Genomic DNA, 15,222 nt, shown 5'->3' with positions numbered 1-15,222 from the left:
GGATCAGCCGAATCAGCGTTCGGCCACCGCATCCATCACGCACAGGGCCGTCATGTTGACGATGCGACGTACCGTTGCCGACGGGGTGAGCACGTGAACCGGCTTCGCGCAGCCGAGCAGCACCGGGCCGATGGCAATACCGTTGCCGGCTGCGGTCTTGAGCAGGTTGTAGGCGATATTGGCCGCATCGATGTTGGGCAATACCAGCAGGTTCGCATCGCGGGTAAGCGGCGAGTCCGGCATCATCTTCTTCAACAGGACCGGGTCGAGCGCCACGTCGCCGTGCATCTCACCATCGACTTCCAGGTCGGGTGCACGCTCGCGAATGATTTCCAGCGCCGCGCGCATCTTCCTGGCCGATTCGCTGTTGGACGTGCCGAAGTTGGAATGCGACAGCAGGGCGGCGCGCGGAAGCAGGCCAAAGCGGCGCATCTCTTCCGCTGCGAGAATGGTGATTTCGGCGATCTGTTCCGCGGTCGGGTTCTCGTTGACATGCGTGTCGACCAGAACGATCTGCCGATCCGGCAGGACCAGCGCATTCATCGCCGCATAGACATTGACGCCCTCGCGCTTGCCGAGCACCTGGTCGATGTATTGCAGGTGCAGCGAGGTTGTGCCATAGGTGCCGCAGATCATGCCGTCTGCCGCGCCCTTGTGGATCATCATCGAGCCGATCAGCGTATGGCGGCGGCGCATTTCGAGCTTGGCGTACTGCTCGGTGACGCCCTTGCGGCGCGACATCGACAGGAATTCCTGCCAGAACTCACGATAGCGCTCGTCGTATTCTGGATTGATGATTTCGAAGTCCACCTCCGGGCGCATGCGCAGGCCGAACTTCTCGATGCGCTGGGCCAGCACCGCGGGACGGCCGACCAGGATGGGCTTGGCCAGCTTTTCATCGATGACGACCTGCACCGCGCGCAATACGCGCTCTTCCTCGCCCTCGGCGAACACGATGCGCTTCTTCGCCGCCGGCGCCTTCTTCGCGATCTGGAAGATCGGTTTCATGAAGGTGCCGCTGCGGTAGACGAACTGCTCGAGCTTGCCGATGTAGGCCTGCATGTCCTGGATCGGACGCAGGGCGACGCCGGAATCTTCCGCCGCCTTCGCCACCGCGGGCGCGATCTTGATCATCAGTCTCGGGTCGAAAGGTTTCGGGATGAGATATTCGGCGCCGAACGAGAGGTTGCTGATGCCATAAGCGGTGGCAACGATGTCGGACTGCTCCGCCTGGGCCAGTTCGGCGATCGCATGCACGACTGCGATTTCCATGTCGCGCGTGATGGTGGTGGCGCCGCAGTCGAGCGCGCCGCGGAAGATGTAGGGGAAGCAGAGTACGTTGTTGACCTGGTTCGGGTAGTCGGAACGGCCGGTGGCGATGACGGCGTCATTGCGCACGGCCTTGACTTCCTCGGGCAGGATTTCCGGAGTCGGATTGGCCAATGCCAGGATCAGCGGCCGCGCCTTCATCTTGGCGACCATGTCGGCCTTGAGCACGCCGCCGGCCGACAGGCCGAGGAAGATGTCGGCATCCGGAATGACTTCGGCCAGGGTGCGTGCGCTGGTGTCCTGCGCGAAGCGTTCCTTGTCGGGATCCATCAGTTCGACGCGGCCCTTGTACACCACGCCGGCCAGGTCGGTGACGAATATGTTTTCGATCGGGAAGCCGAGGTCGACGATCAGGTCCAGGCAGGCCAGCGCGGCAGCGCCGGCGCCGGAAACCACCAGCTTGCACTGCTTGATGTCCTTGCCGACGACTTTCAGGCCGTTCAGGATGGCCGCGCCGACGATGATCGCGGTGCCGTGCTGGTCATCGTGGAAGACCGGGATGTTCATCCGGTCGCGCAGCTTGCGTTCGATGTAGAAGCATTCCGGCGCCTTGATGTCTTCGAGGTTGACGCCGCCGAACGTGGGCTCCAGCGACGCGATGATGTCGCACAGCTTGTCCGGGTCGTTTTCATTGATCTCGATATCGAAGACATCGATGCCGGCGAATTTCTTGAACAGGACGCCCTTGCCTTCCATCACGGGCTTCGAAGCCAGCGGACCGATGTTGCCGAGGCCGAGCACTGCGGTGCCGTTGGTGATGACTGCAACCAGATTGCCGCGGGCGGTATAGCGGAAGGCATTGGCGGGGTCGACGACGATTTCTTCGCAAGCCGAAGCAACGCCCGGGGAATAAGCCAGCGCAAGATCGCGCTGGTTGGTCAGTGTTTTGGTGGGGGTGACGCTGATTTTGCCGGGGGTAGGAAACTCATGGTATTCGAGCGCCGCCTGGCGAAGTTGCTGACGGAGTTCTTCTTTTTGATCGGACGACGATTCCATGATGTGGCCTTCCTTTTTAGCTTACGAAAAGCTTACGATTTTATCAGACGACCTTGCTGCGAATCATACGTATTTGTCCTAGTTCGATTGACCTTTACTATGGGAATCACGAACAAACCAAGAAAGCCTATTGAATCGATATTGATAATCAATTTTTACAATACCAAGTGCATGGCTATCATGGCACCCATACCGATTGATTCGGCAAATAATTCAACACTGGGAGCAGACCATGGCAGCACAACCCGATTCCGTCACCATCCAGAACCTTGAAGCCGCCTTCGCCGGCGAAGCAATGGCGCATATCAAGTACCGCTACTTCGCCAAGCTGGCGCGAGAAGCCGGTGCCGCGGACGTTGCGAAGATTTTCGAGGACACGGCCGACCAGGAAGTCATGCATGCCTTCGGCCATCTCGACCTGCTCTATCCGAAGTCCAAGCTGACTCCGGCCAAATCGCTGGAAATCGCGATCGAAGGCGAAACCTACGAATACACCGAGATGTATCCGAAATTCCGTCATCTCGCGGTCGAGGAAGGCAATGCTGCCGCGGTTGCCGAATTCGACGAGCAGATCGCGGAATCGAAGGAGCATGCCGAGGCCTTCCGACGCACGCTCGAGATGGCTGCCAAGCGCTTTGCCGCCCTAGCGAAGGTCGAAGAGCGCCATGCCAACAATTATCGCAAGGCGCTGGCTTCCGCCGGCGAACAGTCCGCCTAGCACAGTCCGGGCGGCAGTCGATTCAGCGATCCGTCTCGCCATTGCGCCATCGGCCCGCCATCAAACAACCATTAACCATACGAACAGGGAGCATCGCCATGAAAACATATCAGTGCATTATTTGCGGATTCATTTACGACGAAGCGGCAGGCTTGCCGGACGACGGCATTGCGCCGGGTACCCGCTGGGAAGATGTGCCCGCCGACTGGGAATGCCCGGACTGCGGCGTCGCCAAGGCCGATTTCGAGATGGTCGCCCTCTGACCTTTAACCTCTGAGCCGCCGTGGGCTCCACCGGGCTCCGGCCCGGCTTGCGTGACAAGGAAAACATGAAACCGATCATCATCATCGGCAGCGGGCTTGCTGGCTACACCGTCGCCCGGGAATTCAGAAAACTGGACAAAACGACTCCGCTGTTCATCCTTACCGCCGACGATGGCGGCTTCTATTCGAAGCCGATGCTGTCGAACGCTTTTGCCCAGGGCAAGCAGGCTTCGCAGCTGACCTCCTTCACGGCGGCGCAGATGGCCGGCCAGCTTGGCGCAACCATCATTACCGGCACCCGCGTCATTGCCATCGATCCCGCGGCCAAGACCGTGGAGGCCGGCGCCGGAAAATTCGGTTATGAAAAGCTGGTCCTTGCGGTCGGCGCACGCGCGGTCCGGCCGTCGCTCGACGGCGATGCCGCGGAAGAGGTGATATCGGTCAATCATGTCGATGACTATGCGAACTTTCGCCGTGCCATCGGCGAACCGGGTTCGCGCATCGCGATCATGGGCGCCGGCCTCATCGGCTGCGAATTCGCGGATGACCTTGCGGGCGGCCACCGGATCACGCTGATCGATCCCAACCCCCTGCCCCTGGCCGCGCTTGCCGCGCCGGCATTGTCGGCCGGATTGAAGGAGGCGCTGGAGAAGCGAGGCGTCGATCTGCGGCTGGGCACCACGGTGCGCAGCGTGGACCGGGACGCAAACGCGTATGCGGTAACCCTGTCCGACGGCCGGCAGCTGCAGGCCGATGCCGTTCTGTCCGCGATCGGACTGCGGCCCGACTTGCGGCTGGCGCACGCGGCGGGCCTGCAGACCGGTCGCGGCATTCTGGTCGACGACTATGGAATGACAAGCGCACAGGATATCTTTGCGCTCGGCGACTGCGCCGAATACGGCGCCGGATCGGGCGGCGGCGAAGTGATGCCGTATATCGCGCCGCTGATGTCGGCGGCACGGGCAGTTGCCAGAACGCTCGCCGGCACACCCGCGGCAATCGAGCTGAAGCCGGCGCCTGTCATCGTCAAGACACCTTCCTACCCGATGGCCTTGCTGCCCGTGCCGGCGGCGGGAAAAAATGGCGCCTGGCAGGAGTTGCTGCATGAGGGGCGCACCATCTGCCGCTATCACGATGCCGACGGCGTCATGACCGCCTTCGGCGTGGCGCCGCAGGAAGCAGGCATACGGCAGGCCTTGCTGGCCGAACTTGGCAGCAGGATCAGGCAGGTCGCGTAAAAGGGCAGCCGCGAAACCAGGGAGCATGGTCCCTCGCTCCCTTGCGGCAGCATGCGGCCGGCGGCCGGCGTTAATTCGGTACAATCGGGGCATGCTGTCCGAATTCGATCTTATTGCCCGCTACTTCACGCGCCCCACCCGGCGCCCCGGTCCTGTCACTCTTGGAATTGGCGACGATTGCGCGCTGCTGACCCCGCCGCGCGGCAGCCAGCTGGCCATCTCCTCCGACATGCTGGTTGAGGGTCGGCATTTCTTTCCCAATGCCGACCCATTTCAGCTCGGTCATAAATGCCTTGCCGTCAACCTGTCGGATCTGGCGGCCATGGGCGCCGCGCCGGTCGGCTTCACATTGGCACTGTCCCTGCCCGCAGCCAGGCCGGAATGGCTGGAACCCTTCTCGAAAGGCCTGCTGAACCTTGCAGACCGGCACGGCTGCGAACTGATCGGCGGCGACACGACAAAGGGGCCGCTCAATATCTGCATCACCATTTTTGGCCAGGTACCGCCCGCGCAGTCCCTTCGGCGCGATGCCGCGCAGGCCGGCGACGATATCTGGATTTCAGGCACGCTGGGCGATGCGCGCCTGGCGCTGGCCGGATACCGGAATGAACTGCCGCTGGACAAGGACATGCTTGCCGGCGCCGCGCCGCGCATGCATGCGCCGACGCCGCGGGTTGAACTCGGCGTGGCGCTGCGAGGCATCGCGCGCGCCGCGATCGATATTTCCGACGGGCTGGTCGGCGATCTCGGCCATATTCTGCATCGCTCCGGCGTAGGCGCCAGCCTCGATGTCGACCGCTTGCCCCCCGGCACCGTGCTGGCCGCGCAGGCGGCCGATCTGCGTCGCCGCTTCACGCTGGCCGGCGGCGACGATTACGAATTGTGCTTTACCGCGCCCGCAAACCGGCGCGATGAGGTGCTGGCGGCAGGCAGCCTGAGCTCGACGCCGGTGACACGGGTGGGCAGCATCGAAGCCCTGCCCGGCTTGCGTCTCAAGGATGCCGATGGGATGCCGCTGCCAATGCAACTTACCTCCTTCGACCACTTCGCCTCGCCATGACGACAATTGAATCCGGGCAGAACGCCTATGTGCCCAAGCCGAACGCCCGCTTCATGCTGTCGCATCCCGCCCACCTGATCGCGCAGGGATTTGGCAGCGGCCTGTCGCCCGTCATGCCGGGCACCGTCGGCACGCTGCTGTCGTGGCTCAGCTTCAACGTGCTGACATCCCGCTGGCCGGACGTGTTCACGCCGTTCGCGTGGAGCATGATCATCATTGCCGGCTTCCTGCTCGGCATCTGGGCATGCCGCAAGACGTCCACCGATCTCGGCATCGAAGATCACGGCAGCCTGGTCTGGGATGAAATCATTGCCTTCTGGGTGGTGCTGGTGTTCGTGATGCCGGCGGACTTCAAGACGCAGTTGTGGGCTTTCTTCTGGTTCAGGGCAATCGACATGATCAAGCCGATGCCGATCCGCCAGGTGGAGAAGCGCCTCAAGGGCGGTTTCGGTGTCATGGCCGACGATATCCTGGCGGCCTTCTACACCCTGCTGCTGTTTGCGATCTGGGAGAATTTGTAAGCTGCGGGCATGCCGTGCCGGCCGCGCAAAAAAAATCGCGGCCCGAAGGCCGCGAAAGCTCGAATCTGCACACCGCTGCTCAAACACGTGTTGCCTTGATCGCTCAATCAATGCAACGCCTGTTCACTGCTATTCTGCGATAACTGGTCGGTCGGTTCCTTGAGAAAAATCACATCAAGTCAGCACGTCAGCACGTCAGGTAGGCGCACATGGAGCAAAAGCAATTGCAGGCAGGCCAAGGATGGCAATTCTGGATAGACCGCGGTGGCACGTTCACCGATATCGTCGCGCGCCGTCCCGACGGCGTACTGCTCACCCATAAACTGTTGTCGGAGAATCCTGAGCATTATCAGGATGCAGCGGTGGCGGGAATACGCGCATTGCTGGGCCTGAAGACGGACGAGGACATTCCCGCGCAATCCATCGACGCAGTCAAGATGGGTACCACCGTGGCCACCAATGCGCTGCTGGAACGCAAGGGCGAACCGACCGCGCTATTGATCACGCGCGGCTTCCGCGATGCGCTGCGCATCGCCTACCAGAACCGACCCAGGCTGTTCGATCGGCATATCGTGCTGCCCGAGCTGCTGTATGAAAGCGCGGTCGAAGTGAGCGAGCGCATGGGCGCGCACGGCGACATCGTGCTGCCTCTCGACGAACTGGAAGTGCGGCGCGAATTGCAGGCGCTGCATGCGCGCGGCATCCGTTCCATCGCGGTGGTCCTGATGCACGCCTACCGCTATCCCGAACATGAGCGGACGATAGGCCGGATCGCACGGGAGATCGGCTTCCCGCAGGTTTCGCTGTCGCATGAAGTGAGTCCGTTGATGAAGCTGGTGCCGCGCGGCGACACGACGGTGGTCGATGCCTATCTGTCACCCATCCTGCGCCGCTACGTCGACCAGGTCGCGCAACGCATGCCGGGCGTGCGCCTGCTGTTCATGCAGAGCAGCGGCGGCCTCGCCGACGCCCGTCGCTTCCAGGGCAAGGATTCCATTCTTTCCGGGCCGGCCGGCGGCATCGTCGGCATGGTGCGCACCGCGGAAGCCGCGGGTTTCGACAGGATAATCGGCTTCGACATGGGCGGCACCTCGACCGATGTGTCGCATTACGCAGGCGAGTTCGAACGCCGTTTCGACACCCAGGTCGCCGGCGTGCGCATGCGTGCGCCGATGATGAGCATTCACACGGTCGCGGCAGGCGGCGGCTCGCTGCTGCATTTCGACGGAGCGCGCTATCGCGTCGGCCCAGACAGCGCCGGTGCCAATCCCGGCCCGGCCTGCTACCGGCGCGGCGGCGAACTCACCGTCACCGATTGCAATGTCATGCTGGGCAAGCTGCAGCCGGTCCACTTCCCTTCCGTGTTCGGGCCCGATGCCGACCAGCCGCTGGATCAGGACATCGTGCGGCGCAAATTCGCCGGGCTGGCCGATCGCATCCACGCCGACACCGGAGAACGGCGCACGCCAGAACAGGTAGCCGAAGGCTTCATCGATATTGCCGTGGCCAACATGGCCAATGCCATCAAGACCATTTCCGTGCAGCGCGGCCATGACGTCACCGGCTACACGCTGGCCACCTTCGGCGGCGCCGGAGGCCAGCATGCCTGCAGGGTGGCCGACGCCCTCGGCATGACCAGTATATTCGCCCATCCGCTGGCCGGCGTGCTGTCGGCCTACGGCATGGGGCTGGCCGACCAGACAGCGATGCGTGAACAGGCACTTGAACTGACGCTGGCGCCGGCGGCCATGCCGGAAGTGGAGCAGGCGCTGCAGGCGCTGGCGGAAACCGCGAGCGGCGAACTGCGGGCGCAAGGGGTGGATGCGGCATGTATTGAAGTGGCCAGGCGCGCGCACCTGCGATACGCGGGCACCGACTCCGCCATCGTCGTACCTTCCGGCAGCGTCTCGGAAATGGTCGAGCACTTCGAAACTGCCTACCGGCGGCGCTATGCCTTTTTGATGACGGGAAGGGAGCTGATCATTGAGGCTGTCTCGGTGGAAGCCATCGGCGCCTCGGGTGAACGCGCTTCGGGAGCGCAGCTGCAGACGGGAGCGCGCGGACCCGGGCCTGCACAGCCGGCGCAGACCGTGCGCATTTTCTCCGAAGGACGATGGCATGAATGCGGCCTCTACCGCCGCGCCGACCTGCGCCCCGGCGATGCCATCGATGGACCGACCATCATCGCCGAGACGAATGCCACCAATATCATCGAACCAGGCTGGCGCGCCGAAGTCACGCCGCTCGATCACCTTGTCATGACGCGCGTCGCCACGCGCCCGCAGCGCAAGGCGATCGGCACCGGCGCCGACCCGGTGATGCTCGAGGTATTCAACAACCTGTTCATGAGCATTGCCGAACAGATGGGCGTCCGGCTGCAGAACACCGCGTTCTCCGTCAACATCAAGGAAAGACTGGATTTTTCCTGCGCGCTGTTCGATGCCGGCGGCAACCTGATTGCCAACGCGCCGCATATCCCGGTGCATCTCGGATCGATGGGCGAAAGCATCAAGACGATCATGCGCGAGAATGCCGGCGGCATGCAGCCAGGCGACGTGTTCATGCTCAATGACCCCTACCATGGCGGCACTCACCTGCCCGACATCACCGTCGTCACGCCGGTGTTCGACCGCGCAGGAAAGACCGTGCTGTTCTATGTCGGGTCGCGCGGCCACCATGCCGACATCGGCGGCATGACGCCGGGCTCCATGCCTGCCGACAGCAGCGTGGTGGAACAGGAAGGCGTGCTGATCAATAACTTCAGGCTCGTGCGCCAGGGCCGCTTCCTGGAACGGGAAACCATTGCCCTGCTCTCTTCCGGCGCCTACCCGGCACGCAACATCCAGCAGAATCTCGCGGACCTGCAGGCGCAGGTTGCCGCCAATCAGAAGGGTGTCGATGAATTGCTGGACATGGTCGATCGCTTCAGCCTGGATGTGGTGCAGGCTTACATGCGCCACGTGCAGGACAATGCGGAGGAAGCCGTGCGCCGCGTGGTCGGCGCATTGAAGGATGGCAGCTTTGACTACCGCCTCGACAACGGCGCGATCATCCGGGTGGCGATACGCGTGGACCAGGCGCAGCGCAACGCCGAGATCGATTTCACCGGCACGTCGCCGCAGCTGGACAACAATTTCAATGCGCCGAGCGCGATCTGCATGGCGGCGGTGCTGTACGTATTCCGCACGCTGGTCGATGACGATATTCCGCTCAATGCGGGCTGCCTGAAACCGCTGAAAGTCATCATCCCCGAAGGCTCGATGCTCAATCCGCGTTATCCGGCAGCCGTCGTGTCGGGCAATGTGGAAACCTCGAGCTGCGTGACGAATGCCTTGTACGGCGCGCTCGGCGTCATGGCTTCGGCACCGGGCACGATGAACAATTTCACCTTCGGCAATGACAGGCACCAGTACTACGAAACCATTTCCGGCGGCTCGGGGGCGGGCGACGGCTTCGATGGCACGGACGTCGTCCAGACTCACATGACCAATTCCCGGCTGACCGATCCGGAAGTGCTGGAATGGCGATTCCCTGTACGGCTGGAAAGCTACGAGATACGTCATGGCTCCGGCGGCGCGGGGCGCTGGCATGGCGGCAACGGCGGCGTGCGCAGGATTCGCTTCCTCGAACCGATGCGGGCAACGATCCTGTCCAACAACCGGATCGTGCCGCCCTTCGGCATGGCCGGCGGCGCTCCCGGCCGGTGCGGGCGCAACACGGTGTTGCGAAGCGACGGCCACGTTGACGAACTCGAGTTCGTCGCCAGCACCGACATGCAGGCCGGCGACGTGTTCGTGATCGAAACACCGGGCGGCGGAGGTTTTAAAACAGCACCCGGCGCCGAAGATGCGCGGCAGCTCAAGCCTGCCGACGGACACAATGGTAAAGTCAGCCTAAGTTGAAAAGGGACGAGACATGAGCGACATCATCGACCTGGCGGCGCGCGTCGGGCGCGTGCTGCAGGAAAAGGGCTTATTGCTTGCGACGGCGGAATCATGCACCGGCGGTGGCGTTGCGCAGGCCGTCACGGAAATCGCCGGCTCGTCGGCATGGTTCGACCGCGGCTTCGTTACTTATTCCAATACGTCGAAAACCGACCTGCTGAAGGTGCCCGGCCCGCTCATTGCCGAGTTCGGCGCGGTCAGCGAGGAAGTCGCAGACGCCATGGCCAGGGGCGCGCTGGCCGCTGGCCATGGCGGCATCGCGCTCTCGACCACCGGCATTGCCGGCCCCGGCGGCGCGGTCCCCGGCAAGCCGGTCGGCACCGTCTGCTTCGGCTGGGCGGACAGGCATCGCGGCGTCACCGAGCGGCTGGTCTTTCCGGGTGATCGGCAGGCGGTGCGGGAACAGGCCGTCGCCCATGCGCTGCAAGGCTTGCTACATTTCCTGGAGGACGCATGATGCTTGAACATTTCCCAAGCGACCGGCGCGAAGTCAATGGCGTCGATATTCATTTCCGCCACGGCGGCAACGGTCCGCCGCTGCTGCTGCTGCACGGCTTTCCGCAGACGCACGTGATCTGGCACCGGGTGGCCGACGCGCTTGCCGAGCGCTTCACGCTGGTGATGCCGGATCTGCGGGGTTACGGCGACTCATCCAAGCCACCCGGCGACAGGCATCACGCCAATTACTCGAAGCGGAACATGGCCCTGGACATGGCCGAGCTGATGGCCGGGCTCGGCCATGATCGCTTCGACCTGTGCGGACACGACCGCGGCGGCCGCGTCGCCCACCGGCTCGCACTGGACCATCCGGATGCGGTGAAGAAGCTGATGGTGATCGACATTTCGCCGACGCGCACCATGTACGAAGCAACCGACATGCGCTTCGCCACGCTGTATTACCACTGGTTCATGCTGATTCAGCCGCATCCCCTGCCGGAGACGCTGATCGGCAACAACGCTTCGTTCTTCCTCCATTACACGCTGGGCGGCTGGGGCTCGGGCGGCGCCAGCTACATCGACCCGGCGGCAATGGCCGAGTACGAGCGCTGCTTCTGCACGCCGGAAGCCATCCATGCCGCCTGCGAGGATTACCGCGCGGCCGCGACCATCGATCTCGAGCACGACCGCGATCATGACGCCACGAAGCTGTCCTGCCCGACACATGTGGTCTGGGGCGAGCACGGCGTGGTCGGCAAGCTGTTCAAGCCGATGGAAGACTGGCAGGCGAAATGCGCGCTGCCGGTCACCGGCAAGGCCTTGCCGGCGGGTCATTTCATACCGGACCAGGTGCCGGAACTGCTGCTGCAGGAGATGCAGGCGTTTTTCTCAGGCGACTGAAGCCCAAATCCGCAAGGACCGCGCATGCGCGCGGGACCGTTACCGGTAGTGGTTGATGGCGTCCCGGGTTTCAAGCGCGACCCGGCGCGCCGCAGCTTTGAAATCTTCCGCGCCTTCCGGCTTCGCGTAGAGGATGGCGCGCGAGGAATTGATCATCATCCCGCCGCCTGACGCGGTGCGGCCGGCCTTGACGGTGGCCTGGATGTCGCCGCCCTGCGCGCCGATGCCCGGCACCAGCAGCGGCATGTCGCCGACGATGCCGCGCACCTGGGCCAGTTCATCCGGGAACGTGGCGCCGACCACGAGGCCGCACTGCCCGCTGGTGTTCCACTTCTCCGCCACGAGGCGCGCCACATGCTGGTAAACCGGCATGCCGCCGGCGGACAGGAACTGCAGGTCCGAACCGCCGGGGTTGGACGTGCGGCACAGGATGATCACGCCGCGGTCCTTCCATTCCAGGTAGGGCGCCACGGAATCGAAACCCATGTAGGGATTGACGGTGACCGCGTCCGCGCCGTAGCGCTCGAAGGCTTCCCTTGCGTACTGCTCGGCGGTGGCGCCGATGTCGCCGCGCTTGGCGTCGAGCACGACCGGAATCTGCGGATAGGTGGTGCGGATGTAGCGGCAAAGCGCCTCGAGCTGGTCTTCGGCGCGCAGGGCGGCGAAGTAGGCAATCTGCGGCTTGAACGAGCATGCCAGGTCGGCGGTGGCGTCGACGATCGCCTTGCAGAAGGCGAAGATGGCGTCGGGCTGCTGCCTGACCGGTTCGGGAAACTTGCTGACGTCGGGATCGAGGCCGACGCAGAGCAGGGACTGGTTCGCCGTCCATGCGGCGGATAGTTTTTCAAGGAAAGTCACGGCGATGAAGGATCAATTTCAAACAAAACACATTGTAACTTGCCGTGCTATCGTTTCGGCATGACATCGCTTTCGCGCAAGGACTGGATCCTTCTTATTCTGCTGACCCTGTGCTGGGGCATCAACTGGCCGATCATGAAGATCGGCGTGCGCGACTTCCCTCCTCTGACGTTCCGCGCCTTGAGCATGCTCGGCGCCTTGCCGATCCTATGGCTGGCCGCCCGGGCGCAGGGAGCGTCGCTGGCGATTCCGCGCGGCCGGGCCGGCGAGATCATCCGGCTGGCGGTACCCAATATGCTGATCTGGCACATGTTCATGATTCTCGGCGTCAAGATGCTGGCCTCCGGCCGCGCCGCGATCCTCGGCTACACGATGCCGGTATGGGCTGTCCTGTGCGGCCTGCTGTTTTTCGGCGAGCATCCGGGCCGCCGCGCCTGGATCGGCATCGGCTGCGCGCTGGCCGGTGCCCTGCTTCTGCTGTCCAGCGAATTCGCCGCGCTCTCTGGCAATCCGCTCGGCAGTGTCTTTGCGCTGATTGCCGCCGCCGGATGGGGTTACGGCACGGTAACCATGAAGCGTTCACGCATCAACATGCCGACCATCGCCCTGACCTTCTGGATGCTCGCGCTGACCACGTCCGCGATGGCGCTTGCCTGCACCGTACTGGAAAGCAATGCCTGGCACAATCCCGCCCCGGCCGCCTGGGCCGCCATCGTCTATAACGCTTTGATCATTTTCGGCTTTGCACATGTGGTCTGGTTCGGACTGGCACGCAAGCTCCCGCCGGTGGCCTCGAGCCTGTCGGTCATGTTGATTCCCGTGCTGGGCGTGTTTTCTGGCGCATGGTGGCTTGACGAGCAGCCGCACTGGCAGGATTACGCGGCAATGGCGCTGATTCTGGCGGCAATGAGCACCGTGCTATTGAAACCACGTCCTGCCGTCCATAATTAATTGGCAACTCTGACTGCGCCGCCGTACTCAAAGATCACCAAGAACACACTATAAAGACACTACAAGGACAATACGATGAAGACATGGATACGAATGGCTGTCACCATCTGGCTGGCGTCGCTGCTGAGCGCCTGCGGCTACAACCAGTTCCAGGACAAGGATGAACAGGTCAAGGCGGCCTGGGGCGAGGTGGTGAACCAGTATCAGCGCCGTGCCGACCTCATTCCCAACCTGGTCAATACCGTCAAGGGCTATGCCTCGCACGAACGCGAAACGCTGGAAGCCGTGACCCGCGCCCGTGCTTCCGCGACCAGCTTCCAGATCACGCCCGAGGTCCTGAACAATCCGGAAGCCTTTAGCAAGTTCCAGCAGGTCCAGGGCGAATTGTCGTCGGCCCTGTCGCGCCTGATGGCCGTGTCCGAAAACTACCCGCAGCTCAAGGCCGATACCAGCTTCCGCGATCTCCAATCGCAGCTGGAAGGCACCGAGAACCGGATCACCGTCGCCCGCCAGCGGTATATACAGTCCGTCCGCGACTACAACGTGCTGGCTCGCAGCTTCCCCACCAACCTGACGGCGATGGTTTTCAACTATGAAGTGAAGCCCTCGTTCACGGTCGAAAACGAGAAGGCGATCTCGAACGCGCCGGCAGTCAACTTCGGCAAGTAAGCGCAGCCATGTCGCTTCTTCGATCGCTCGCCGCCCTGCTGCTGATGCTTGCGCTGCTGCCGGCGCAGGCACAAGACCTGATTGCCGTGCCCCAGCTTCAAAGCCGCGTCACGGATCAGGCGGGCATGCTGAACCCGGCCCAGCAGGCCGCGCTGGAAAATGTACTGAAGGATTACGAAAGCCGCACCGGCAGCCAGATCGCGGTCCTGCTCGTCAACAAGACCGAGCCGGAAGCCATCGAGCAGTACGGCATCCGTGTTTTCGATGCATGGCAGCTCGGTCGCAAGGGGGTCGACGACGGCGTGCTGCTGCTAGTGGCCAAGGACAATCCGCCTGCGCTGCGCCGCCTGCGCATCGAAGCCGGGCGCGGCGTGCAAGGCTCGCTGACCGACGCCCAGTCCAAACGCATCCTGCAGGATGTGATCGCGCCGCATTTCCGCCAGAACGATTTCTATGGTGGCCTGGCCGCCGGCGTATCGGCCATCTCCAGCCTGCTCGACAAGGAAAGCTTCCCCGCACCGGCGGCCAGGGACGAGATGGAAGAACAGGCCACCGACGGCATTTCCCTCGGCATGTTCATCTTTTTCGTCATCATGTTCCTCCTGATGTCCCGCATGTCTTCGTCGCGCCGGCATGCGCGGTATCGCGACGGATGGGGACGTTCGGCACCGGGCATCATCCTCGGCGGCGGCCTGGGAGGGTTCGGCGGAGGTTATGGCGGAGGCCATGGTGGCGGCTTCGGCGGTGGATTCGGCGGCTCCGGCGGGTTTTCCGGCGGCGGCGGTTCGGCAGATGGCGGCGGCGCCTCGGGGAACTGGTAAATGAGCACTTTCTCTCGCATCTTTCGTCACTTGCGCACGACTTCGGCGGCCGGCCGGCGGGCCTTCCCGCCGGACGCCTTGCGGGCCATCGAGGAAGCCATCGCCCAGGGCGAGACCCGCCATCGTGCCGAAGTGCGCGTGGTGGTCGAACCCGCTCTCGACCTGCAAGCGGTACTCAACGGCATGACGCCCCGCGAACGCGCCCGCGAACTGTTTGCGCGCTATGGCGTCTGGGACACGGAGGAGAACTGCGGCGTCCTGGTCTATATCAATCTCGCCGACCACCAGGTGGAAATCGTTGCCGACCGCGGCGTCGGCAGGCTGGTGTCGGCCGAGGAATGGAGCGCGGTCTGCAGGACCATGACGCAGGGTTTCGCACGGGGCGACTATCATGCCAGCGTCATTGCGGCCATCGGCGAGCTGAACGGCATGTTGTGCCGGCTCTATCCGGATGACGGCTCCACGCATAACCAGCTGTCCAACCGGCCCGTCATGCTCTGAAGAGACCGCCCGGAT

At 63.3% G+C, this 15,222-nt stretch carries 14 protein-coding genes; 12 read left to right on the top strand and 2 right to left on the bottom strand.

Going from position 1 to position 15,222, the window contains the following annotated elements; translation table 11 throughout:
• Positions 1-12 precede the first annotated feature (12 nt).
• Positions 13-2,325, bottom strand: coding sequence for an NADP-dependent malic enzyme (locus RY831_RS06075; RefSeq protein ID WP_326505423.1), 2,313 nt, complete (start codon positions 2,323-2,325; stop codon positions 13-15).
• A gap of 232 nt (positions 2,326-2,557) precedes the next feature.
• On the opposite strand from RY831_RS06075, the gene RY831_RS06070 reads away from it, so the two are divergent.
• The 8 genes from RY831_RS06070 to RY831_RS06035 all read left to right on the top strand — a co-directional run bounded on the left by RY831_RS06070 (position 2,558) and on the right by RY831_RS06035 (position 11,407).
• On the top strand, positions 2,558-3,043 hold the full coding sequence (locus RY831_RS06070; protein WP_326505422.1) for a rubrerythrin family protein: 486 nt from the start codon (positions 2,558-2,560) through the stop codon (positions 3,041-3,043).
• Between the two features lie 98 nt (positions 3,044-3,141).
• A complete protein-coding gene (locus tag RY831_RS06065) occupies positions 3,142-3,306 on the top strand; it encodes a rubredoxin (protein ID WP_326505421.1) in 165 nt (54 codons plus the stop codon).
• A 65-nt stretch (positions 3,307-3,371) separates the two neighbouring features.
• Complete coding sequence (locus tag RY831_RS06060) at positions 3,372-4,544, top strand: NAD(P)/FAD-dependent oxidoreductase (protein WP_326505420.1); 1,173 nt, start codon at positions 3,372-3,374, stop codon at positions 4,542-4,544.
• Positions 4,545-4,635: 91 nt separating this feature from the next.
• Positions 4,636-5,604 carry a thiamine-phosphate kinase gene (gene thiL / locus RY831_RS06055; RefSeq protein WP_326505419.1) on the top strand — a complete coding sequence of 323 codons (969 nt, stop codon included), beginning with the start codon at positions 4,636-4,638 and terminating at the stop codon, positions 5,602-5,604.
• Positions 5,601-6,125, top strand: coding sequence for a phosphatidylglycerophosphatase A family protein (locus RY831_RS06050; RefSeq protein ID WP_326505418.1), 525 nt, complete (start codon positions 5,601-5,603; stop codon positions 6,123-6,125). The genes thiL and RY831_RS06050 overlap by 4 nt, the downstream gene beginning before the upstream one ends.
• A 209-nt stretch (positions 6,126-6,334) precedes the next feature.
• Positions 6,335-10,027, top strand: coding sequence for a hydantoinase B/oxoprolinase family protein (locus RY831_RS06045; RefSeq protein ID WP_326505417.1), 3,693 nt, complete (start codon positions 6,335-6,337; stop codon positions 10,025-10,027).
• Between the two features lie 13 nt (positions 10,028-10,040).
• Complete coding sequence (locus RY831_RS06040) at positions 10,041-10,526, top strand: CinA family protein (protein ID WP_326505416.1); 486 nt, start codon at positions 10,041-10,043, stop codon at positions 10,524-10,526.
• Positions 10,523-11,407: an alpha/beta fold hydrolase gene (locus tag RY831_RS06035; protein WP_437126225.1), complete on the top strand. Its 885-nt coding sequence runs from the start codon at positions 10,523-10,525 to the stop codon at positions 11,405-11,407. Before RY831_RS06040 ends, RY831_RS06035 begins: the two co-directional genes overlap by 4 nt.
• A gap of 39 nt (positions 11,408-11,446) precedes the next feature.
• Here the strand turns inward: RY831_RS06035 and pyrF are convergent, their stop codons facing one another.
• Positions 11,447-12,265 (bottom strand): orotidine-5'-phosphate decarboxylase, encoded by an 819-nt coding sequence (gene pyrF, locus RY831_RS06030; RefSeq protein WP_326505415.1) that lies wholly within the window; start codon positions 12,263-12,265, stop codon positions 11,447-11,449.
• Between the two features lie 60 nt (positions 12,266-12,325).
• Between pyrF and RY831_RS06025 the strand changes: the two genes are divergently transcribed.
• From RY831_RS06025 to RY831_RS06010, 4 genes are all read left to right on the top strand, one after another.
• Positions 12,326-13,216 carry a DMT family transporter gene (locus RY831_RS06025; protein ID WP_326505414.1) on the top strand — a complete coding sequence of 297 codons (891 nt, stop codon included), beginning with the start codon at positions 12,326-12,328 and terminating at the stop codon, positions 13,214-13,216.
• A 75-nt stretch (positions 13,217-13,291) separates the two neighbouring features.
• Positions 13,292-13,885: a LemA family protein gene (locus RY831_RS06020; RefSeq protein WP_326505413.1), complete on the top strand. Its 594-nt coding sequence runs from the start codon at positions 13,292-13,294 to the stop codon at positions 13,883-13,885.
• A gap of 8 nt (positions 13,886-13,893) precedes the next feature.
• Positions 13,894-14,706 (top strand): TPM domain-containing protein, encoded by an 813-nt coding sequence (locus RY831_RS06015; protein ID WP_326505412.1) that lies wholly within the window; start codon positions 13,894-13,896, stop codon positions 14,704-14,706.
• Positions 14,707-15,207 (top strand): TPM domain-containing protein, encoded by a 501-nt coding sequence (locus RY831_RS06010; protein WP_326505411.1) that lies wholly within the window; start codon positions 14,707-14,709, stop codon positions 15,205-15,207.
• Positions 15,208-15,222: the final 15 nt, after the last annotated feature.

The sequence above is a fragment of the Noviherbaspirillum album genome, from assembly GCF_035916955.1.
GTDB classification, from domain to species: Bacteria; Pseudomonadota; Gammaproteobacteria; order Burkholderiales; family Burkholderiaceae_D; genus Noviherbaspirillum; species Noviherbaspirillum album.
This window is presented reverse-complemented; position numbering and strand designations above follow the sequence as displayed.

Excerpts from the sequence above, each read along its gene's own strand:
- RY831_RS06075 (WP_326505423.1), bottom strand. The coding sequence starts at position 2,325 with ATGGAATCGTCGTCCGATCAAAAAGAAGAACTCCGTCAGCAACTTCGC.
- RY831_RS06070 (WP_326505422.1), top strand. The coding sequence starts at position 2,558 with ATGGCAGCACAACCCGATTCCGTCACCATCCAGAACCTTGAAGCCGCC.
- RY831_RS06065 (WP_326505421.1), top strand. The coding sequence starts at position 3,142 with ATGAAAACATATCAGTGCATTATTTGCGGATTCATTTACGACGAAGCG.
- RY831_RS06060 (WP_326505420.1), top strand. The coding sequence starts at position 3,372 with ATGAAACCGATCATCATCATCGGCAGCGGGCTTGCTGGCTACACCGTC.
- thiL (WP_326505419.1), top strand. The coding sequence starts at position 4,636 with ATGCTGTCCGAATTCGATCTTATTGCCCGCTACTTCACGCGCCCCACC.
- RY831_RS06050 (WP_326505418.1), top strand. The coding sequence starts at position 5,601 with ATGACGACAATTGAATCCGGGCAGAACGCCTATGTGCCCAAGCCGAAC.
- RY831_RS06045 (WP_326505417.1), top strand. The coding sequence starts at position 6,335 with ATGGAGCAAAAGCAATTGCAGGCAGGCCAAGGATGGCAATTCTGGATA.
- RY831_RS06040 (WP_326505416.1), top strand. The coding sequence starts at position 10,041 with ATGAGCGACATCATCGACCTGGCGGCGCGCGTCGGGCGCGTGCTGCAG.
- RY831_RS06035 (WP_437126225.1), top strand. The coding sequence starts at position 10,523 with ATGATGCTTGAACATTTCCCAAGCGACCGGCGCGAAGTCAATGGCGTC.
- RY831_RS06025 (WP_326505414.1), top strand. The coding sequence starts at position 12,326 with ATGACATCGCTTTCGCGCAAGGACTGGATCCTTCTTATTCTGCTGACC.
- RY831_RS06020 (WP_326505413.1), top strand. The coding sequence starts at position 13,292 with ATGAAGACATGGATACGAATGGCTGTCACCATCTGGCTGGCGTCGCTG.
- RY831_RS06015 (WP_326505412.1), top strand. The coding sequence starts at position 13,894 with ATGTCGCTTCTTCGATCGCTCGCCGCCCTGCTGCTGATGCTTGCGCTG.
- RY831_RS06010 (WP_326505411.1), top strand. The coding sequence starts at position 14,707 with ATGAGCACTTTCTCTCGCATCTTTCGTCACTTGCGCACGACTTCGGCG.